Annotated in this window: 21 protein-coding genes; 11 read left to right on the top strand and 10 right to left on the bottom strand. The window is 72.6% G+C overall.

What is annotated here, in order from left to right; translation table 11 throughout:
• Positions 1–43: 43 nt before the first annotated feature.
• On the top strand, positions 44–1,432 hold the full coding sequence (locus IE153_RS01380; protein ID WP_189587705.1) for a glycoside hydrolase family 43 protein: 1,389 nt from the start codon (positions 44–46) through the stop codon (positions 1,430–1,432).
• A gap of 58 nt (positions 1,433–1,490) precedes the next feature.
• Here the strand turns inward: IE153_RS01380 and IE153_RS01375 are convergent, their stop codons facing one another.
• Positions 1,491–1,940 carry a spore-associated protein gene (locus tag IE153_RS01375; protein ID WP_189587704.1) on the bottom strand — a complete coding sequence of 150 codons (450 nt, stop codon included), beginning with the start codon at positions 1,938–1,940 and terminating at the stop codon, positions 1,491–1,493.
• Positions 1,941–2,286: 346 nt separating this feature from the next.
• Between IE153_RS01375 and IE153_RS01370 the strand changes: the two genes are divergently transcribed.
• The 4 genes from IE153_RS01370 (at position 2,287) to IE153_RS01355 (ending at position 6,512) form a co-directional block, all read left to right on the top strand.
• The gene (locus IE153_RS01370) at positions 2,287–3,216 is read left to right on the top strand and encodes an SCO2400 family protein (protein WP_189587703.1); all 930 of its coding nucleotides are present in this window, start codon (positions 2,287–2,289) and stop codon (positions 3,214–3,216) included.
• A 117-nt stretch (positions 3,217–3,333) separates the two neighbouring features.
• Positions 3,334–4,071 carry a class I SAM-dependent methyltransferase gene (locus IE153_RS01365; RefSeq protein WP_189587702.1) on the top strand — a complete coding sequence of 246 codons (738 nt, stop codon included), beginning with the start codon at positions 3,334–3,336 and terminating at the stop codon, positions 4,069–4,071.
• Positions 4,072–4,158: 87 nt separating this feature from the next.
• Positions 4,159–4,956 (top strand): serine/threonine protein kinase, encoded by a 798-nt coding sequence (locus IE153_RS01360; protein WP_189587701.1) that lies wholly within the window; start codon positions 4,159–4,161, stop codon positions 4,954–4,956.
• Positions 4,953–6,512 (top strand): serine/threonine-protein kinase, encoded by a 1,560-nt coding sequence (locus IE153_RS01355; protein WP_189587700.1) that lies wholly within the window; start codon positions 4,953–4,955, stop codon positions 6,510–6,512. The genes IE153_RS01360 and IE153_RS01355 overlap by 4 nt, the downstream gene beginning before the upstream one ends.
• Positions 6,513–6,584: 72 nt before the next feature.
• On the opposite strand, the gene IE153_RS01350 is transcribed toward IE153_RS01355, so the two are convergent.
• On the bottom strand, positions 6,585–7,766 hold the full coding sequence (locus IE153_RS01350) for an SH3 domain-containing protein (protein WP_189587699.1): 1,182 nt from the start codon (positions 7,764–7,766) through the stop codon (positions 6,585–6,587).
• 260 nt (positions 7,767–8,026) lie between these two features.
• Here IE153_RS01350 and IE153_RS01345 point away from each other — a divergent pair, with 260 nt between their 5' ends.
• Complete coding sequence (locus IE153_RS01345) at positions 8,027–8,476, top strand: hypothetical protein (protein WP_189587698.1); 450 nt, start codon at positions 8,027–8,029, stop codon at positions 8,474–8,476.
• Positions 8,477–8,597: 121 nt separating this feature from the next.
• Here the strand turns inward: IE153_RS01345 and IE153_RS01340 are convergent, their stop codons facing one another.
• Entirely contained in the window at positions 8,598–8,972 is a 375-nt protein-coding gene (locus IE153_RS01340; RefSeq protein WP_189587697.1) for a peptidase M23, read from the bottom strand.
• Between the two features lie 316 nt (positions 8,973–9,288).
• Here IE153_RS01340 and IE153_RS01335 point away from each other — a divergent pair, with 316 nt between their 5' ends.
• Entirely contained in the window at positions 9,289–9,717 is a 429-nt protein-coding gene (locus IE153_RS01335; protein ID WP_189587696.1) for a VOC family protein, read from the top strand.
• Positions 9,718–9,732: 15 nt separating this feature from the next.
• On the opposite strand, the gene IE153_RS01330 is transcribed toward IE153_RS01335, so the two are convergent.
• Together IE153_RS01330 and IE153_RS01325 are read right to left on the bottom strand one after the other, a co-directional pair.
• Positions 9,733–10,992 carry an MFS transporter gene (locus IE153_RS01330; protein WP_189587695.1) on the bottom strand — a complete coding sequence of 420 codons (1,260 nt, stop codon included), beginning with the start codon at positions 10,990–10,992 and terminating at the stop codon, positions 9,733–9,735.
• Positions 10,993–11,130: 138 nt separating this feature from the next.
• Positions 11,131–11,583: a YbhB/YbcL family Raf kinase inhibitor-like protein gene (locus IE153_RS01325; protein WP_189587694.1), complete on the bottom strand. Its 453-nt coding sequence runs from the start codon at positions 11,581–11,583 to the stop codon at positions 11,131–11,133.
• A gap of 107 nt (positions 11,584–11,690) precedes the next feature.
• On the opposite strand from IE153_RS01325, the gene IE153_RS01320 reads away from it, so the two are divergent.
• A complete protein-coding gene (locus tag IE153_RS01320) occupies positions 11,691–12,710 on the top strand; it encodes a sigma-70 family RNA polymerase sigma factor (RefSeq protein ID WP_189587693.1) in 1,020 nt (339 codons plus the stop codon).
• A gap of 48 nt (positions 12,711–12,758) precedes the next feature.
• On the opposite strand, the gene IE153_RS01315 is transcribed toward IE153_RS01320, so the two are convergent.
• The 4 genes from IE153_RS01315 to IE153_RS01300 form a co-directional block, all read right to left on the bottom strand.
• Positions 12,759–13,865, bottom strand: coding sequence for a CapA family protein (locus IE153_RS01315; protein ID WP_189587692.1), 1,107 nt, complete (start codon positions 13,863–13,865; stop codon positions 12,759–12,761).
• Positions 13,866–13,942: 77 nt separating this feature from the next.
• Positions 13,943–14,398, bottom strand: coding sequence for an archease (locus tag IE153_RS01310; protein WP_031111370.1), 456 nt, complete (start codon positions 14,396–14,398; stop codon positions 13,943–13,945).
• A 57-nt stretch (positions 14,399–14,455) separates the two neighbouring features.
• Positions 14,456–15,058 carry a DJ-1/PfpI family protein gene (locus tag IE153_RS01305; protein ID WP_189587691.1) on the bottom strand — a complete coding sequence of 201 codons (603 nt, stop codon included), beginning with the start codon at positions 15,056–15,058 and terminating at the stop codon, positions 14,456–14,458.
• On the bottom strand, positions 15,055–16,053 hold the full coding sequence (locus IE153_RS01300) for a GlxA family transcriptional regulator (protein WP_189587690.1): 999 nt from the start codon (positions 16,051–16,053) through the stop codon (positions 15,055–15,057). The genes IE153_RS01305 and IE153_RS01300 overlap by 4 nt, the downstream gene beginning before the upstream one ends.
• A 118-nt stretch (positions 16,054–16,171) precedes the next feature.
• On the opposite strand from IE153_RS01300, the gene IE153_RS01295 reads away from it, so the two are divergent.
• From IE153_RS01295 to IE153_RS01285, 3 genes are all read left to right on the top strand, one after another.
• Positions 16,172–16,831 (top strand): dienelactone hydrolase family protein, encoded by a 660-nt coding sequence (locus tag IE153_RS01295; RefSeq protein ID WP_189587689.1) that lies wholly within the window; start codon positions 16,172–16,174, stop codon positions 16,829–16,831.
• Positions 16,832–16,953: 122 nt separating this feature from the next.
• Positions 16,954–17,598 carry a phosphoribosyltransferase gene (locus IE153_RS01290; RefSeq protein WP_189587688.1) on the top strand — a complete coding sequence of 215 codons (645 nt, stop codon included), beginning with the start codon at positions 16,954–16,956 and terminating at the stop codon, positions 17,596–17,598.
• A gap of 85 nt (positions 17,599–17,683) precedes the next feature.
• Positions 17,684–18,667: a TerC family protein gene (locus IE153_RS01285; protein WP_189587687.1), complete on the top strand. Its 984-nt coding sequence runs from the start codon at positions 17,684–17,686 to the stop codon at positions 18,665–18,667.
• A gap of 34 nt (positions 18,668–18,701) precedes the next feature.
• Here IE153_RS01285 and IE153_RS01280 read toward each other — a convergent pair whose 3' ends face one another.
• Positions 18,702–19,892: a CaiB/BaiF CoA transferase family protein gene (locus IE153_RS01280; RefSeq protein WP_189587686.1), complete on the bottom strand. Its 1,191-nt coding sequence runs from the start codon at positions 19,890–19,892 to the stop codon at positions 18,702–18,704.
• Between the last annotated feature and the right edge of the window lie 18 nt (positions 19,893–19,910).

The following is a 19,910-nucleotide window of genomic DNA, read 5'->3' as shown; positions in this document are numbered from 1 at the left end:
ACTCTGTTCGGTATATCGAATCCTGGTCTCCCAGGGAGCCGCCGTGACCCCACACCAAGCCGCCCCGTCCCGCCGCACCCTGCTGCGCGCCCTGGCCGCCGTGCCCGCCTCGGCGGTCCTGCTCGGCGAAGCCCCCGGGCTGCTCGGCAGCGCCCTGGCCGCCGCACCCCCGAACGGCTCGGCCACCCGCTACACCATCGTGCCCTTCCTCAACAGCAACGACGGCACGGTCAACGTCTACCAGTCGGACGACGCCACCGACTTCAGGCTGCTGCGCTCCTCCGCGTACACACCGCCCGCGAACCGGATCCGGGACGCCGGCGTCATCCGGCACACCGACGGCTACTACTACGTCACCTACACCACGCACACCTGGCAGGACCCCAGCACGACCATCGGCTTCGCCCGCAGCTCCGACCGCGTCAACTGGACGTTCCTGTACGACTACACGGTCCCGATCGCGGGCCTCTCCCGCGCCTGGGCGCCGGAGTGGTTCGTCGACAGCGACGGCAGCGTGCACATCATCGTGTCGTGCTCCACCACGAACGACGAGTGGATCTTCACGCCGTACCTGCTGAGGGCCGCCAACTCGTCCCTGACGGCGTGGAGTTCACCGATCGCCCTCTCGGGCATCGGCGCCAACCACATCGACACGTTCATCGTGAAGATCGGCTCGACGTACCACGCCTTCCCCAAGAACGAGACGACGAAGTACATCGAGTACGCCACCGCCTCCAACCTCGCGGGCCCCTACACGATCCGCCGGACCGGCAACTGGGCCGGCTGGGGCAGCTATCGCGAGGGTCCGGCACTCGTGCAGCTCGACAACGGCGGCTGGCGGATGTTCTTCGACGGCTACGGCGACGGGAACTACTACTACAGCGACAGCCACGACACCTTCGCGACCTGGACGGCACCGGCCGCACTGCCCGCGATCTCCGGCACGGCCCGGCACTTCACGGTGGTCAAGGAGACGGTCACGGGCGGCCCCAGCCTGGCCCGGAACAGTACGCGCTCCTTCCGCTCCGCCAACTACACCACCCGTTACTGGCAGCAGCAGTCCTCGCTGCTCAACCTGCCCGTGGTCGGCACCGCCGGCACCACCGCCGAGAAGCAGGCCGCCACTTTCACGGTCGTCGCCGGCCTCGCCGACGGCAGCGGCTACTCCTTCCGGGACGCAGCCGGCAACTACCTGCGCCACTGGGACTTCCGCGCCCGCTTCGACGCCGACAACGGCACGAGCACCTTCGCCAAGGACGCCACGTTCTTCCTCCGTGCCGGCGCGTCCTCGGGCTCCGTCCGCTTCGAGTCGTACAACTACCCGGGGCACTACCTGCGCCACTACGCCTACCAGCTCCGCGTGGAGCGCTCCGACGGGACGGACCTGTTCCGGCAGGACAGCTCGTTCGTGCCGGTGACGGCCTGGGCGTAGGCCCGGCACGGAGAAGCCGGGCCGCCACGGTCGCCCGTGGGGCCCGGCCGGAGGGGGGTCAGCGGGTGAAGGTGACCCGGTGCTCCTTCAGGGAACCGCAGTTGGAGCCGTACACCTGCACGTACGTGTTGGCGATGCTGCCGCCCCAGTCCACGCAGTGGCCCTTGCCGTAGGCGTACGTCGGACCGGCGTACGACGTGAACAGGCCCTCGTCGTAGTCGCTCTGCTCGGTGTCCGGGACGGAGACCCAGGCGGACATGTCGACGGCCTTGCCCGGGTTGTTGCGGATGGTCGTGACGCAGTTCTGGCCGTTGGAGGCGTTGTAGGTCAGGTAGACGGTCCCCAGCGAGCCGACGGTCGCCGAGTTGACCGTCTTGTAGCCACTGCCGCAGACCTTCTGCGGAGTGGTGTTGGGCGCGGCCGACGCCGGCGACGCCAGGGCGGTCATGGTCCCCACGGACAGTGCCGCCACGGCGGACGCGGCCAGGACGGAACGCGTGAATCGCATATTTCCCCCTTGCAACTCTTCGAGGTGGTTGCTCCTGCATGGTGTGACCCGCGGGCCATCCAAAGGGTTGTGCGTCAGTTCGCAGGAAAATTGGGGGAGTTGAGAGTGAGTGGGTGCCCGGGCCCTGGTGTGGTGGTTGCGGGGCCCGATCGTTCCCAGGCTCCGGTTCCTTTACTCATGGGTCACGCATGGCACACGCGAGATCCAGAGGATCTGTGCAGGGGTGTCACACAGGCTGCACACCGTCCTTTCAAAGTCTCGTTAGCGTTACGGCTCGATCCCACGTGCGAACGTGACCAGGCGCGGCCGGCGAGCCGCCGGAACAGCCAGATCGGGAAAACCACACATGGACTACTGCTCCTCGTGCCGTCGGCACCTCAACGGCGCCTTGGTCTGCCCGGGGTGCGGCGCCTACGCCCCGGACATCGACCCCTCCACCATCGGCGGCCGCAGCGGCACAGCCCCCGTGCCCGCCATGGCCCCCGCGCCCGTCGCGGCCCCCGGCGGACCGGCCGCCTGGGAGTACCCGGCCGCCACCGGCACCTGGCACGACGGGACCGTGTGGGACGAGACCCCCGCGCGCACGCCGGAGGGCCCCGGCTCCGGCTCGTCCGACGCGTACGACGCCCCGGACACCGACACGGCCGAGGGCTACGAAGCCCGGCCGCAGGGCCGGGCGGCCCGGCGCCGCCAGATGGCGCGCTGGAAGAAGAACCAGCGCCGGGCCGTGGTGGCGACGGCGGTCGCGCTCGTGGGAGGCGGTCTGACCGTCGCCGCGATGAACGGCAACGCGAAGCCCGGCGTGCAGGCGGCCGCGACGCCGGAGGACACGACCATGGGCGGCGCCGCGGGAGAGGCACCGACGTACGCCGAACCGACGTCGAGCCAGAAGGACACCCCGCGCTCGGCGGCCACCCCCACGACTCCGTCGCACGCCGACCGCGCCTCGCGCCACGAGCGGTCCCGGGCCGCCGACCCCCGCACCACGCCGGCGGACACCCACACGGACGCGGCCGCCGCGCCCCGCGAACTGCCGCTGACGACCGCGCCCCGCAAGACCGTCACCGACACGGTCGACACGGCCACCGGCACCGCCGGTTCGTCCGCGTCGAAGGTCACCGAGCCGACGACACCACCGGCCGCCGGGTCCGGATCCGACGCCCAGCAGCCGTCGTCCCCCTCGACGCCCCCGCCCGCGGCGACCACTGCGCCCGAGACGTCTCCCGCCGACTCGAAGCCGAAGGAACTCTGCCTGCTCGTCATCTGCCTCGGCTGACCGGCATCTCCCGCGGCCGAGCGAACGCGGCCACCGACGCGGCCACCGACGCGAGGCGCCCACGCGGCCGCCGCAAACCGGTGGCCGCGCGCAGCCGCCCTTCGTACCGTCGGGCACATGGCTGACGAGTGCTTCCGGCATCCGCGCCTCGCCGCGGTGTACGACCGACTCGACCCCGACCGGCGCGACCTCGCCCCGTACCTGCGCACGACGGAGGAGACCGGGGCGCGGCACGTCCTCGACATCGGCTGCGGGACAGGGGTGTTCGCGCTGCTGCTGGCCGGACGCGGCATCGACGTCACCGGCGTCGATCCCGCCCGGGCCTCCCTGGACGTGGCGCGCGGCAAGCCGGGTGGCGAGCGGGTGCGGTGGCTCCACGGCGACGCGACGACCCTGCCGCCCCTGACCGCCGACCTCGCGACGATGACGGGCAACGCCGCCCAGGAGATCACCGGCCCGGAGGACTGGCAGCGGACCCTGCAAGGAATGTGGGCGGCGCTGCGGCCCGGCGGGCGGCTGGTGTTCGAGACGCGGATACCGGCCCGTCGCGCCTGGGAGGAGTGGAACCGCGAGGCCACGTACGGCGTGACAGAGATTGCCGGTGTCGGCGCCGTCGAGTCCTGGGTCGACCTGCTCGACGTGAGCGGACCGCTGGTGACGTTCCGGTGGACCTATGTGTTCGCCGAGGACGGGCAGACGCTGACGTCGGACTCGACGCTGCGCTTTCGCGAGCGCCAGGAGGTCGAGGCGGCACTCGCAGCGCAGGGCTATGTGGTGGAGGACGTACGTGACGCACCGGACCGGCCGGGCCGGGAGTTCGTGTTCGTCGCGCGGCGCCCGGAAACCGCCCGCTGAGGCGGCCCCGCCGACTCCGCGGCACTTGGAGGCCGACCGTACAATCCTCGCGACCAAATCGGGGGCGACATCAGCGGGGGAGTCCGCGTGGAAACGATCATCGTGCAGTTGCCCGGTACCGCCCAGTGGGGCGTGGACGAGACGGGCAGTCCCGAACTGATCCATCTGGGGCCGGGGGACATCGCGGACTTCGGACGTGGCGGGGCGGGGGTCCGCATCGTCCTGGCCGACCCGGGGATCTCCCGTCGGGCCGGGCAGCTGGAAGCCGCGGGGGACTACTGGCGGCTGTCCAACTTCGGCCGCAGCGTGTCGTACGTGGTGGAGAACCTGGAGGGGGCCGGCGAGTACCTCACCGTCGCGCCCGGGCGGCTCGGGGCGCCCGTGCCCTTCGAGTTCTCCCGCGTGGTGCTGCCCGCCCTGTCCGGCACCGCCACGTTCAAGGTGTTCGCGCCCCAGCACGCCTATCTCGGCGAGCAGTCCGTGCCGGGCGGCGGCGAACAGACCGTCCACCCCTTCGCCCTGGACCCCACGTCGAAGTACTTCCTCGTCCTGGTGGCCCTGTGCGAACCGCGGTTGCGCGACCCCTCCGACTCGGCCCTGCCCGGTGTCGGGCAGATCGTGGAGCGGCTGCGGCCGCTGGAGTCCTGCCGGGACCTGACGCGCTCCGCGGTCAACTACCACATCGACTACCTCGCCTTCGCCAAGTTGCGCCTGGACCTCGGTGAGGAGGCCACGACCGCGACCGACGGCGGCCGCACCGGCGCCAAGCGCACCCGGCTCGCCTCCGTCGCCCTGCGCTTCGGCCTGGTCCGCGAGGAACACCTCGGCCTGCTGCCGCCCCGCGGCGCCGCACGCCTCACCGACCCGCAGGAGGCCGGCGCATGACGACGCCCGAGGAGCGGGACGACGAGCTGGAGGCGCCTCGCCCGCCCGGCCTCCCGGAGGGCTTCCGCATCGAGGGCTGGGAGGTCGGAGCGGTCATCGGCTCCGGCGGCTGGGGAACCGTGTACGAAGCCCGTGCGGTCGCCGACGGCACACCCGCCGCGGTGAAGGTGCTCCCGACCGGCTCCCTCGGGCCCGGGCAGCGCGCCGCGCTCGGTGAACTCGTGGCGCGCGAAGTCCGGTTCAGCGCGGAGGCCGACCACCCCCACCTCGTCCGCACCCACGCCGTGTGCACCGTCGAGGCACCGGAACTGCCCGCCCTGGACGGCGCGATCGCGCTGGTCATGGACCGGGCCGAGGCCAGTCTGAGGGACGTACTGGACGCCGCCGAGGCGGGTGGCCCGATCGCCGACGCCGACCGTGTCCTGCGCGGGGTCGCCGCCGGACTCGCCCACATGCACGGCGCCGGGTGGGTGCACGGCGACCTCAAACCCGCCAACGTCCTGCTGGGCCCGGGCGGTGAGGTGTGGCTGGCGGACTTCGGCCTGGCCGCCGAACTCGACGGCACCCACGCCCACTTGCCGCCGCTCGGCACCCTCGACCACCTGCCGCCCGAGTGGTGGTCCCAGCGCACCGGCACCCAGGGCGCCGTCGTCCGGCCCACCGCCGACATCTGGGCCTTCGGCGTCCTCGCCCACCAGGTCCTCACGGGCGGGCTCCACCCCTTTCCGGGCGCGACGGCCCGGTCCCGCTCGCTCGCCGCCCAGACCTACGCCCGCGGTACCGCGCCCCTGCGGCTCGACGCCGGCCTCGACGAGGACATGCGGCGGCTGATCGCCGACTGTCTGGCCCCGGACCACGCCGCCCGGCTCCCGCACACGGCCGGCGGCGTCGCCGCCCGGATCGACGCCGCCACCACCGGCCCGCACCGCCGCCGAAGACGTTGGGTGCCCGCCGTCGCGGCCGGCATCGTCGTCCTCACCGCCGGCGCGGTCGCCGGGGCGGCGCTCCTCGGCGGAGGCGGCGGCACCCAGGACGACGAACGCGACCACGCCACCCCCACCCCCGCCGTCACCGGCCCGTCCACCCCGCCGGCCGGTGAGATCCCCGAGGACTCCGACGTACCCGAGGCGCTGCGCCCCGTCATCGCCCGCGCGGCCCACCGCTGCACCGACGAGGAGATCACGCCCGCCCTGCTCGCCGCGCTCATCAAGGCGGAGAGCAACTTCGACCCGAAGGCCTCCCGACCACAGAGCGAGGAGTACGGCATCGCCATGTGGACGCCGTCGGTGTTCCGGGCCTGGGCGATCGACGGGGACGGTGACGGCGACAAGGACCACATGTCGCCGCCGGACGCCATTTCCACCATGAGCCTGTACGTGTGCTGGCTCGACCAGCGCTTCAAACAGGCCGGGCTGCCGAAGAAGGACCTGCCCGCGCTCGTGGCGGCCGGCTATCGCACCAGCGACCGTACGGTCATCGAGGAACGCGGCGTACCGGAGCGGGTCAAACCGCACGTGGACCAGGTGATGCGCTACCTCGCCGAGTACCAGCGCTGACCCGTACGACCGCGAGCGGTGGGCGGGGCCGAAGCCCTGCCCACCGCTCGTCCCCCGTTCCCGGCGCGGTCGCTACGCGGCGCACTCCGGGACGTTCGGCAGCCGGTTGTCCGGCGAGCTGATGTAGATGTTGGAGATGTAGCCGCCGTACTGGGGCAGATAGGCCCACCACTCGTTGGTGTAGGGCGGCACAGAGACCTCCTCGCCCCGGACCTGGCAGCCCACCAGCACCTCGACCCCGGCGGGCAGCTGCGTCATCCGGTCCCCGCCCGTGGCCGGCCCCCTGCGGACGTTCACGAACTCGCCCCAGGTGCCGAACCAGGTCCCGGCGGGCCGCTTCGCCCCCGGCACGTTCAGCGAGCGGGTCAGCCGGCCGATGTCGGTGTACGCCTTGCCGTACGAGGTGCCGACCGGGTGCAGCGTCAGCACGGCCACGATCGAGCGGTCGTTCGCGCCCACCGTGCCGGTGGAGTGCAGCGCGGGACGGGAGAGGTCCACGGCCGCGGCGGCCCGGGGAGCCGGGGCGGCCGAGTCCGCCTGAGCTCCCGAGGACGCGGCCTGGGAGCCGCACGTGCCCTTTGCGTACCTCCCGGACCAGCCCTGCTTCACCGCCCAGGGCTTGTCGAACGCCCCGGCGATGCCGAAGTGCTGGTCGAAGTGGTCGGTGGCCGAGCAGCGGGTGGAGCGGCGCAGGTTGTCCATGATGAAGTCACGGACGGGGGCGGGCGCCTTCTCCAGGATGTACCGGTAGATCGCCACGGTGTCCCGAGCGGAGAGGGCGGTGTAGCCCCAGAAGCCCGGGTGGTCGGCGGGCGGTGGCGCCGTGTCGCGCAGACCGAGCACGGTCCGGTCGGTCATCCGCTTGATGATCGCCGAGCCGCCGTACGTCGACCAGTAGTAGTCGGCGGCGTCGTCGTCGCTGCCGCGCAGCATCGGCTCCAGCCGGGCGCGGTCGGCCGGGGGGATGGTGTAGTCGGGCCCGCGGTCCCACAGGAAGTCCAGAGTCAGCAGGAGCTTGACGACCGAAGCGGACCGGAACTGTGCGCTGTCGTTGACCTGTTCGGTGAACCTGCCGGCCTCACGGTCGTAGACGGCCACGCCGGCGGTGACACCGGGCGGGATCTGGGCGGCCGCGGCGGCCCGGACGGCCTCGGCGGCCCGTCCCGTCCGGGGGTGTGCCGCCGCACCGCTCGTGAGTGACGCGACCGTGACGACGGCCGCGAGCGCGGCCGCGCCGCGCAGGAGCATGCGCATGGTTGCCCTTCCTGGATCGCCCGGGTGGTCCTACGGGGCCTTGGCCCGCGGCGCCACGATAGGAGCCCGGGTGCGACGGGCGGTCCTGACGTATGTCAGGGCCCCGCCCGGCGGGGGCGACCTGCGGCTTCGACCCTGATAAGTGTCAGGTGTCGGCGGTGCGGTGACGCCCCGTACGGTCACGACCAGCGAGCGACGGCCGGCCGGGGGCCGGTCGCCGCGCACGACCGCATCACCCGCCGACACACGAAAGAGGGCTCATGAGCCGCCGATCACTCACGACACTGCTGGCCGCGGGGGGCGCCGCCGCGGTGATGGCGCTCCTCCCGACCACCGCCCAGGCCCAGCCGTTCTCGGGCGGCAACTACGGAATCTACGGGCAGGAGGGGCAGTACCCCACCACCACGTTCTGCTCGGGTACGTTCCGGCAGATCGGAGCCACCAAGTACTTCGAGGGCATGGCCCTGAAGTACTTCTACTCCGACAAGTGCGGCTCGTTCGCCCGGATCGAGAACTCCCGGCCCGGCTGCGCGGCCGTGCTGCAGCGCTCCGACAACGGCGCGGGCCGCAACGACGGCTGGGTCTCCGAGACCGTCGACTCCGGCATCACCTACGCCTACACCAAGATGGGCAGCAACCTCAACGGCCGCGTCTCGCGCGCCCTGCTCTCGTGCGACGGCCACGACCTGGTGAACACCGGTTGGTACTGAGCCGCCCAACTCGCCGTACGGGGGCGGCCGGTGCTCCGGCCGCCCCTTCGGCGCGCACACGCCTGTGGCGGGCCACCGGTTTCCCGGTGGCCCGCCACAGGCGTGTGGAGGGTGCTGCGTGTCAGCAGTCCGGGACGCCGGCGATCTTCTCGCCGCCCCGGATGTACAGGTTGTTCACCCAGGCGATGTCGCTGCCCGAGAACTCCATGACGGCGGTCCACCAGTTGTTGGTGCCGACGGCCGGGTCGTGCACGGTCTGGCCCTGCGTCTGGCACAGGGCGTCGCCCCACCACTGCGAACGGACCGCGAGCCGCGGGGAGTCGGTGGTCGGCTGCTGGCGCAGGTTGACGTCGGTGGCCCAGATGTAGACGTCGGTGAGGGTCGGGTCGCCGTTGTTGGCGGCGGCCGGGGCAGCCTGGGCCGTGGTCGCGAGGCCGCCGACGGCGAGAGCGGTCACCGCGAGGCCCATGGCGGTACGGCTGATCAGTCGCTTCATGTGTGTCCCCCGAAGGACGAAGATGAGGATGGTGTGGCCGGAAGCGGTCCTGTTCCGGGTCCGCAGCACCCCGGGGCGGGCTGCTTGCCGACGTTCAGAACTGTAGAGAGCCCCGGAACCACACGGTCCTGACAATTGTCAGGATCAGTTCGGGACCCCGGGACGGGCCGCCCGCCCCGAAGTCCCGAACACGGCCGAAAACCGCTCGACGGCCTCCACGGCCGCTGTCTACGATCCACCGCGCGGCATCGCGTGCCGGTCACCGGCCGGGTGAGGCATGGAGGCGCCGCCGAGATGCCCGTGGAGGCATTCAACCGTGTCAGTCGAGTTCAACCACACCATCGTCCTGTCCAAGGACCGGCAGAAGTCCGCTCATTTCCTCGCAGAGATCCTGGGACTCGAGGTCGGGGCACCGACCGGGGTGTTCCTGCCCGTGACGACCGCCAACGGTGTCACGCTGGACTTCCTCACCATCGACGCCGACATCCCCATGCAGCACTACGCGTTCCTGGTCTCCGAGGAGGAGTTCGACGAGGCCCTGGCCCGTCTCGTCGAGGCCCGGATCCCCATCCAGGCCGACCCGCACGGCAACCACCCCCGCCGCATCAACCGCAACGACGGCGGCCGTGGTGTCTACTTCCTCGACCCGGCCGGCCACGGTCTGGAGATCCTCACCCGCCCGTACGGAACGGACCCGGCCTCCGCGTTGAACGGCGTCACGGAGGACGTGCCCGGGGCGGTCTGAGCCGCCCCGGCCGGGTCAGCCGCCGTCCGACTCGACCGCCGCGGGGGCCGGTTCATGGCCGGCCCCCGCGGCGTGGTCCCGGCGGGGCAGCAGCAACGGCGTGACCAGGAGCAGGACGCCGGCCACCGCGATCGCCGTGCGCGGAGTCGTCCAGGCGGCCAGTACGCCCCAGAGGGCCGTGACCGCCGCGGTGGTGGCCTTGCCGCTGGCCGACCAGGCGGACAGGGTGCGGGTGACCCGGCCCGTGGGGGTGCGGTCGAGACGGTGTGTGGCGAGGACCGGGTTGAACACGCCGCAGCAGGTGATCAGGCCGAACTCGACCACCATGACCCAGGCCAGGCCGGGCGCCCCGGGGCCGGTGAAGGCTAGGCCGACCGGCCAGCAGGCCCGCAGCATCCCCGTCGCGAGCAGGACCCGGTTCCGGCCATGGCGCGCGACGAGGCGTGGGGCCAGCCGGGAGCCGAGCAGGCCGCCGGTGCAGGGCACCGCGAACGCGAGGGCGTACTGCCAGGGCGCGAAGTGCAGGTCGTCCACCATGAGGATCAGCAGCGGGGGAGAGGCCGCCATGATCAGGGAGTTCACCAGAAGCGAGTTGAAGAAGAGCGGGCGCAGGACCGGGTCGGCCAGGATGTGGCGCCAGCCTTCCAGCAGGTCGCCGGCCCGGGTCACCGCGGGGCCCGGTCGTGGAGCGTGCTTCTCGGCGTCCCCGATCGCCCGGATGCCGAACGCCGAGACCAGGTAGCTCACCGCGTCGGCCACGACCGTCGTCACCGGACCGAACAGACCGATCGCGGCCCCGCCCAGCGGCGGACCGACCATGCTGGCGGTCCAGGTCGTCGCCTCGAACCGGCCGTTCGCCACGAGCAGGTCCTGCCGCGGCAGCAGGTCCTTCAGGAACGCCCCGGCCGCCGCGTTGAAGGTGATGTCGGCCGCCGCGACGGCCACCGACACCAGCAGCAACTGGCCGAAGCCCAGGCAGCCGAGCGCGAACGCCACGGGGACGCTCAGCAGCACCACGCACCGGACCAGGTCCGCCGTCATCATCACCGGCCGTTTGCGGCGGATCTCCACCCACGGCCCGAGGGGCACCGACACCGCCGCGCCGACCGCCGGCCCCACCGCCGCGAGCAGCGACACCTGCGTCGGCCCGGCGTCCAGCGCCAGGACCGCGATCAGGGCGAACGCTTCGAACGCGAGCCATGTGCCGGCCGTGCTGACCGCGTACGCGCCCCACAGCCACCCGAACCGCCGCCCCAGCGACCGCCTGCCCGCCATGTCCGGCGCACTCCCCGCTCTCCCGGACAACCCCGCGTTGTCCGGGAGTCATCCAAGCGAGAAGCGGGCGGGGCGGGCAAACAACCATCCGCCCCCGCACCACAACCAACCGTTGTGATGCGGGAGGCGGGGGGAAGGTCAGCGCTGGTACAGCCCGACCAGCGTCCCGTCCGCGAGCCGGCGCTTCTCCACCTCCGCGTGCACCTGGTCCGCACGCGGCGCGTCGGGCAGGACACACGGTTCGGACAGGGCGTAGAGCCGGAAGAAGTAGTGGTGGGCGTCGTCACCCGGCGGGGGGTGGGGGCCACCCCAGCCGTGCTGCCCGTAGCCGTTGACGAGTTCCGTGCCGCCCGGTGGGCTCTGTCCGGCCTCCACACCGTCGCTGTGCGGGTCGATGCCGACCACGACCCAGTGCGCGAACGTGCCCGAGGGGGCGTCGGGATCCTCGCACAGCAGGACCAGTTCGGCCGCGTCGTCCGGTACACCGCTCCAGGCCAGCGGCGGAGAGACGTTGGGTCCCTCGTACGCGTACCGGCGCGCGATGAACGAGTGGTCGTTGAACGCGTTGCTGCTGAGTTCGATGCCGGTCATGTGGCCCGGGGTACCCCCGAGGGCACCGGGGCACACGGTTCGGGACCCATTCCCCGGGTACCCGCCGGGGTGAGCCGGAACGAGGCGGCAGAGGGAGGAACCCGACGATGTCTCCCCTGGCAGAAGACCCCGCGGCGGACGTCCGGGAGGACCGGCGGGCCCCCGCCCGCACCGCCCGGCTGCGCAGCCGCATCCCCGAGCCGGACGAGGAACCGGACCTCCTCGGCCAGTACCTCGCGCAGATCTCCGCGACCCCCCTGCTCACCGCCGAGGACGAGGTGCGCCTGGCGCGGCGGATGGAGACCGGTGTGCGGGCGCTGGAGGAACTGGATCCGGCCGCCACCGGCGAACACGACCTCACGCCCGAGCGTCACCGGGACCTGGAGGAGCTCGTCCGTGACGGGCAGAGAGCCAAGGACCACATGGTCCGGGCCAATCTCCGGCTCGTGGTGTCGATGGCCAAACGGCACGCCCACCGCGGCCTGCCCATGCTGGACGTCATCCAGGAGGGCAACCTGGGGCTGATCCGGGCCGTGGAGAAGTTCGACCACACCAAGGGCTTCAAGTTCTCCACGTACGCGACCTGGTGGATCCGCCAGGCGATCGAACGGGGCCTGGCCGCGCACGCGCGCTCCGTCCGGCTGCCGATGCACGTCGTGGAGCAGCTGCAGAAGATCGCCAAGGTCGAGCGGCGGCTGCGGCTCGACCTGGAGCGCGAGCCGAGCGTCGAGGAGGTGGCCCGGGAGAGCGGCCTGGCCGAGGACAGGATCGCCTGGCTGCGCCATGTCGGACGGGACGCCGTCAGCCTGGACACGCCGGTGGACGACAAGGGCGAGACCGTCGTCGGCGACCTCATCGCCGACACCGAGGTGCTCCAGGCCCCGGAAGTGGCCGAGTTCCAGGCACTCGCCGAGGAACTCCGCGAGGCCGTCGGCACGCTCGCGCCCCGCGAGGCCATGATCCTCAGCCTGCGCTACGGGCTGCACGACGGTCACACCCGCACCCTCAACGAGGTCGCGCGGCGCGTCGGCCTGACCCGGGAGCGGGTACGCCAACTCGAGAAGGAGTCGCTGACCCGGCTGCGGGAGCCGGAGAACCGCGACCGGCTCGTGGCCTGGGCGGGCTGAACTCCCTGCGACCAGCCCGGGCAGGCCCGCTCTGCTGGCGGCCCCCCATCACGCGGCCGGCGCGGGAACGACCAGCGACCCGTCGGCCTCCTGCCGCACCCCTACCCCACCGCTGACCTGGTCCAGCGTGGCACGCAGCCAGGCACCGTCCTCCCGGGACGCGGGCTCGAGACGCATCCGCCGCACCCGGAACGGCACCATGCGCATCCCGGCCAGCCGTCCGCTGTCCGCCTCGACCGACACCAGGAACGCGAGCCGCAGGTCGTCGCGGTACTCCTCGTAACCGGAGATGCCCTCGTAGTCGTCGACGAAGTCGCCGCAGCCGTAGAGGATCAGCCGGTCCCGGTACACCTCCAGCGGGCGGGGATGGTGCGAGGAGTGCCCGTGGACGACGTCGACACCGCCGTCGATCAGCGCGTGCGCGAAGCGGACCTGCTCCCGGGGAACGCGATACCCCCAGTTCGAGCCCCAGTGCACCGACACCACGCTGATGTCCCCACCGGCCCGCCCCAGCCGCCGCAGCACGGTGCCGGCCGCACCGGACGAGAGGCGGGGAAGATACGCCACACCCGGCCGGTCCGCCGTGGCCGCCCAGTCGGCCGGGATGCCGCTGGAGCCCGCCCCGAGGGCGGACACCCGCAGCCGGCGGCCGCCGGGGAGCGAGATCACCGCGGGCGCGCAGGCCTCGTCGGTGTCGTGTCCCGCGCCCGCCGTCCGCAGGCCCGCCCGGGCCAGCGCGTCCAAGGTGTCCAGCAGGCCCGGCCTGCCGAAGTCCATGACGTGGTTGTTGGCGAGGACGGTCACGTCGGGCCGGGCCACGGCCAGCGCGGGCAGGTTCGCGGGGTGCATCCGGTAGTGGATCTCCTTGCCCGGTGCGAACGTGCCGCCGCCCGTCACGGAGGTCTCCAGATTCACGATCCGGGCGTCCGGGGCCGCCTCGTCCAGCACCCGTAGCGCCTCACCCCACGGCCACGACGGGTCCACGGGCGCGGGCACCGGCCCGTGCGCCGACTCCGCCAGCCGGACGTAGGACCGTGCGTCCGCGACGTACGCCTCCCGCAGTGCCGGGTCACCGGGGTGCGCGAGGATCTGGTCGACGCCGCGCCCGAGCATCACGTCACCGCACAGGAACAGCGTCACGACGCCGCCGCCCACCCCTCCACGGTAGGCGCACCCGGGCCGCCGGTGGCGGGCGTCGACCGTCACCGCTAGACCTGCCCGGGCCGCCGGGGTCAGGCGTCGACCGTCACCGCACACGACCACCCGTACGGATCCGGCCCGATCCGCAGCTCGTCCCACGCCACCGCCGTCGGCACCGCCCCCGTGATCTCCACGTCGGTGATGCCGGTGACGGCCAGCCGTACGTCCAGGCCGCCGTCGGCCTCGTCCGCCTCCACGTCCACGGGCACCTGCCCGTACGCCTCCAGCCGGAAGATGATCTCGTCCAGCAGCGAGGCGAGCAGGTCGTCGCTGCTCGCCTCGGGCAGCCGCACCCGGTCCACGGCGGTGGGCCGCACCCCGGAGACGTCCGCGAAACACTCGACCATCGCCAGGACGGCCTCCGCCAGGCAGTGCTCTCTGCATGCCGCCCACGCCTCGATCCGGATGTCCCCGGGATGCGGCACCGCCCGGTGCCCGCACTCGCCCGGCTGCCGCCCTTGCCCGCCGTCGCTCGTGTCACCGCCCATGAACATCGCCTGCCCGAGGCTCGCCCACCCATGCGGCCAAGGCACCGGACGGGTGAATCAGACGGGCTCCTCCGCCAGGTACGGCGGCGCCGGGTCGTACTGGATGTAGCGCCGCACGGCCCGCGCGTGATCCCGGCCGTGCAGCCTCCCGACCAGCCACAACGCGCTGTCGATCCCGGCCGAGACGCCCTGGCTGGTGACCAGGCCGCCGTCGACCACGTAGCGGGCGTCCCGGACCACCGTCACGTCCCCGCGCGCCTCCAGGGTGTCCTCCTGGCTCCAGTGCGTGGCCACCCGGCGCCCCCGGGCGGGCCCGGCGGCATGCAGCAGGAACGTGCCGGTGCACACGCCGTGCACCCAGGCGGCCCGCTCCGCCGTCTTGGCGATCCAGCCGGTGACCGCCGGGTTGTGCAGCTGGGTCTCACGCGCGCCCAGCCCGCCCGGCACGTGCAGCACGTCCAGCGGCGGATGGTCGTCGAAGGTGTGGTCGGGCAGCACGCGCAGGCCCTTGTTGCAGCGCACGGGGCCCGGGTGCTCGGAGACGAGCACGGCCGTGTCGCCGCTGTCCCGCAGCCGCGCGGAGACGGTGAAGACCTCCCACGGCCCCACGAAGTCCAGCTCCTCGGCATCCTCGAAGACCAGCAGGCCGTAGGTCGTCATGCGCTTGTTCCTTCCTCTGAGAGATCTGCGAGAGCGGCATCAGCTGCGCTGGTGGAGCGGAACCTGGCGCGGTAGTCCGACGGCGCGACACCGAGCCGGCGGTGGAACGTGCGGCGCAGGGTCTCGGCGGTGACGAAGCCGCAGCGCCGGGCGATGGCCTCGACCGGTTCGTCCCCGTCCGTCAGCGCCCGCCGGGCCGCCTCGACACGCACCCGCTCGACGTACGCCGCCGGCGGCACGCCGAGTTCGGCGGTGAAGCGCCGCTGAAGATGACGCGGGCTCAGCCCGGCGTGTGCGGCGAGACCCGCGATGTCGTGCCGGGCACCGGGATCGGCGTGGATCGCGCCGACGGCGGCCCGCACCGGGTCCGTCGCCGGCTGCCGCGACCACAGCGCCACGCTGAACTGCGACTGCCCTCCCGGGCGGCGCAGGAACAGCACCAGCCGGCGGGCCACCTCGTGCGCGACGTCCCGGCCGAGGTCGTCCTCCACGAGGGCGAGCGCCAGATCCATCCCGGCGGTCACCCCGGCCGACGTCCACACCCGCCCGTCCCGGACGAAGATCGGGTCGCAGTCCACGCGCACCTCGGGATGCTCCCGGGCCAGCTGCTCCCCACGCGCCCAGTGCGTGGTGACCCGCCGTCCGTCCAGCAGGCCGGCGGCCGCCAGCAGGAACACCCCGCTGCACACCGAGGCCACCCGCCGGGCGCCCGCCGCCGCGGCGGCGACCCAGGCGACGAGGGCCTCGTCCTCCCGGGCCCGGTCGACGCCCCGGCCGCCGACCACCACGACGGTGTCCGTCCCGGCCGGGTCGAGGTCCGTCACGCCGTGGGCGGCGTGCATGACCAGCCCGCTCACCGACCGGACCGGCCCCGCCCGGGTCGCCACGACCTCGCAGGCGTACCCGCCCGCGCTGTGGAACACCTCGTGCGGTCCGGTGAGGTCGAGCGGCTGGAAGCCGTCGAAGACGACGAAGACGACACGGCGATCGGTCACGCCCCTCACGCTCCACCGGCGCGCGGTACGGCGTCAACGACACGCACCCCACAGATCGCGCCATGGGACGTCCGTCGCGGTGTGGGTACCACGGGGACCGGGGGAGAGGAGGCTGACGATGAACTCCCGGACGGTCACCCTGCCCGCCGGCGGCGCGGACCTCACCGGCGACCTGGCCGTGCCCCCGGATGCCCGCGCGGTCGTGCTGTTCGCGCACGGCAGCGGCAGCTCCCGGCACAGCCCCCGCAACCGCGAGGTCGCCGCCGGTCTGCGCGCCGCGGGGTTCGGCACCCTGCTGATCGACCTGCTCACCCAGGAGGAGGAACACCAGGACGCCGTCACCGCCGAACTCCGCTTCGACATCCCCCTGCTGGGTCGCCGACTGGTCGCCGCCCTCGACTGGCTGGCGCAGGAGCCCGGCACCTCGGACCTGCCCGTCGTCCTGTTCGGCGCCAGCACCGGCGCGGGCGCGGCCCTGGTCGCCGCCGCGCAACGCCCCGACCGGGTACGGGCGGTCGTCTCGCGCGGTGGGCGGCCCGACCTGGCCGGTGACGCCCTGGACGCCGTACGGGCCCCGGTGCTGCTGATCGTGGGCGGCCGGGACACGCACGTGCTGCGGCTCAACGAGGAGGCGGCCCGGCGACTGCCCGGCCCGCACACCCTTCACGTGGTGCCCGGCGCCACCCACCTGTTCGAGGAACCGGGCGCGCTCGACCAGGTCACCGAGGCGGCCCGGCAGTGGTGCGACGAGCGGATACGGGCCGCCACAGGCCGGTGACCGGTCGGCGTGCTTCGTCCGGTGGGCCGGGGGGTACGCGGGAGCCGGACCGGCCGGGGCGGGGGTGCGCGGGGAGCCGGACCGCCCGGGGCCCTTTCGTGCGGGAAGCGGAGGTGACCGTCATGCGGTTCCGTGATCGCCGGCAGGCCGGCGAGGAACTGGCCGAAACACTGCGCACCCGGCAGCGCGAGGGGCACCTGCCCGATCCCCTCGTCCTCGCCCTGCCCCGCGGCGGAGTCGCCGTGGCCCGCGAGGTCGCCGCCGCGCTGGACGCCCCGCTCGACGTGCTCGTCGTACGGAAGATCGGGGCGCCCCACCAGGAGGAGCTCGGCGTCGGCGCGATGGCCGGGGACGAGGTGCCGCTCCTCGACGAGGACGCCCTGCGCCACCTCGGCATCGGCGAGGCCGCGCTCGCCCCCGTCATCGAGCGGGAGCGCGCCGAACTGCGGCGCCGTGAGCGGCTGTACCGGCAGGGCCGACCCGCCCCGGACCTGCGCGGACGGACCGTGATCGTCGTCGACGACGGCCTGGCGACCGGCTCCACGGCCCGCGCCGCGTTGCGCTTCGTACGCCGTCAGGTGCCCGGGAAGGTGCTGCTGGCCGCCCCCGTGTGCTCCCCCGAGGGCGCCGATCTGATGCGCGCCGAGGCCGACGAGGTCGTCTGCCTGCACCGGCCGGCCGCGTTCATGGCGGTGGGTCTCTGGTACGAGAACTTCGACCAGCTGACGGACCAGGACGTCCTGGAGGCGCTGCACGTGCAGCTTTGACGCAATGTTCACCTGACAGGAGTGGCGGAAACCGGCCGCGGCCGATCACGATGTCCCTTCCCCACACCTGCATCAGGAGCAACAAGTGAACGTCTCGCTGTCCGTGTGGCTGCTGACCGTGGCCGCCCTGTGCGTGCTGGTCGCCGTCGACTTCTTCGTGGGCCGCAAGCCGCACGACGTGTCCATCAAGGAAGCCGGGACGTGGACGGTGGTGTGGGTCGTCCTGGCGGTCCTGTTCGGCGTGGGGCTCTGGTACTTCGGTGGGAGCGGGCCCACGGGCGAGTTCTTCGCCGGGTACATCACCGAGAAGTCGCTCAGCGTCGACAACCTCTTCGTCTTCGTCCTGATCATGGGCAAGTTCGCGGTGCCCTCGCAGTACCAGCAGCGGGTGCTGATGATCGGCGTCCTGATGGCCCTGGTGCTGCGGGCCGTGTTCATCGCGGCCGGCGCGGCGATCATCTCCACCTTCTCCTGGGTGTTCTACCTCTTCGGCGCGTTCCTGATCTGGACCGCCTGGAAGCTGGTCCAGGACGCCCGTACGCAGGACCACGAGGAGGAGTACCAGGAGAACAAGCTGCTGAAGATGGCGGAACAGCGCTTCGGCGTGGCCGACCGCTATCACGGCACGAAGCTGTTCATCACCGAGAACGGCAAGCGGATCATGACCCCGATGCTGGTCGTGATGCTCGCGATCGGCTCCACCGACGTGCTGTTCGCCCTCGACTCCATCCCGGCCATCTACGGCCTCACCCAGGACCCGTACATCGTCTTCACCGCGAACGCCTTCGCCCTGATGGGCCTGCGCCAGCTGTACTTCCTCATCGGCGGCCTGCTGAAGAAGCTGGTCCACCTCTCCTACGGCCTGTCGATCATCCTGGGCTTCATCGGCGTGAAGCTGGTGCTGCACGCCCTGCACGAGTCGGGCGTCCACGTCCCCGAGATCGGCATCCCGTTCTCGCTGGGCTTCATCGTGCTGGTCCTGGCGGTCACGACGGTCACGAGCCTGCGCGCGTCGAAGAAGCAGGAGGCCGAGGCGGAGGCGGCGCAGCCGTCCGCTGAGTCCAGCTAGACCTCCGGGAGTGGCCCGCCGTCGGACGACGCCGTCAGACGACGCCGTCCGCGCGGAGGGCCGCCACCTCCTCGGCGGTGCGGCCCAGCTCGGTGAGGATGGCATCGGTGTGCTCGCCCACGGCCGGCACGGGGTCCATGCGCGCGGGCAGACCCGCGAGGTCGGCGGGCGGGAGCAGCGCCTCCACGGTGGCGCCCGGCACCTCGACCTCGCTCCAGCGGCCACGGGCGGCCAGCACGGGGTGGTCCAGGAACGCGGCGACGTCGTTGACCCCGGCGCAGGCGATGCCGATGCGCTCCAGGTCCTTGAGGATCTCGTCGGAGCCGGAGCGCGCGAACCGCTCGGCGACGACGGTGTTGAGTTCCTCGCGGTGCGCGACGCGGTCGGAGCCGGTGGCGAAACGCGGATCGGCGACCAGCTCCGGACGGCCGAGGAACTCGGTGCACAGCGCCACCCACTCCCGCTCGTTCTGGATGGAGAACAGCACCTCCTTGCCGTCGGCGGCGGGGTACGTCCCGTACGGCGCGATGGTGGCGTGCTGCGTGCCCAGACGCGGGGGCTGGGCGCCGCCGTACCGGGTGTAGTAGGCGGGCTGGCCCATCCACTCCGCGAGCGCCTCGAACAGGGACACCTCCACGGGGTGTGCCTCGCCGGTGGTGGCACGGGTGTACAGCGCGGTGAGGACGCCGCTGTAGGCGTACATCCCGGCGGCGATGTCGGCGACGGAGATCCCGGTCCGTGCGTTCCCTTCGGGCGTCCCGGTCAGCGACACGAGCCCGGTCTGGCACTGCACGAGCAGGTCGTAGGCCTTGCGGTCCGACCAGGGGCCGGTCGTGCCGTAGCCGGAGATCGTGCACGGGATCAGGTTCGGGCGGCGGCCGGTGACGGTGGCGGCGTCCAGCCCGAGCCGGGCGGCGGCGCCCGGGGCGAGGTTCTGCACGAACACGTCGGCGCCGTCGAGGAGGTCGTGCAGGATCTCGTGGCCGCGGGGGTCCTTCAGGTCGAGCGTGAGGGACTCCTTGGAGCGGTTGAGCCACACGAAATAGCTGGAGTGGCCGTGCACGGTCGTGTCGTAACGGCGGGCGAAATCGCCGCCGCCCGGCCGCTCCACCTTGATCACCCGGGCACCGAGGTCGGCGAGCTGCCGCGTGGCGTAGGGCGCGGCCACGGCCTGCTCCAGACTGACCACCGTGACCCCGGCCAGGGGATACCGCTGCACGCTCATGCCTCAAGCTCCTGAATC

Origin of the sequence: Streptomyces massasporeus (assembly GCF_014648995.1) — a bacterium.
In the GTDB taxonomy this organism is placed as follows: Bacteria; Actinomycetota; Actinomycetes; order Streptomycetales; family Streptomycetaceae; genus Streptomyces; species Streptomyces massasporeus.
This window is presented reverse-complemented; position numbering and strand designations above follow the sequence as displayed.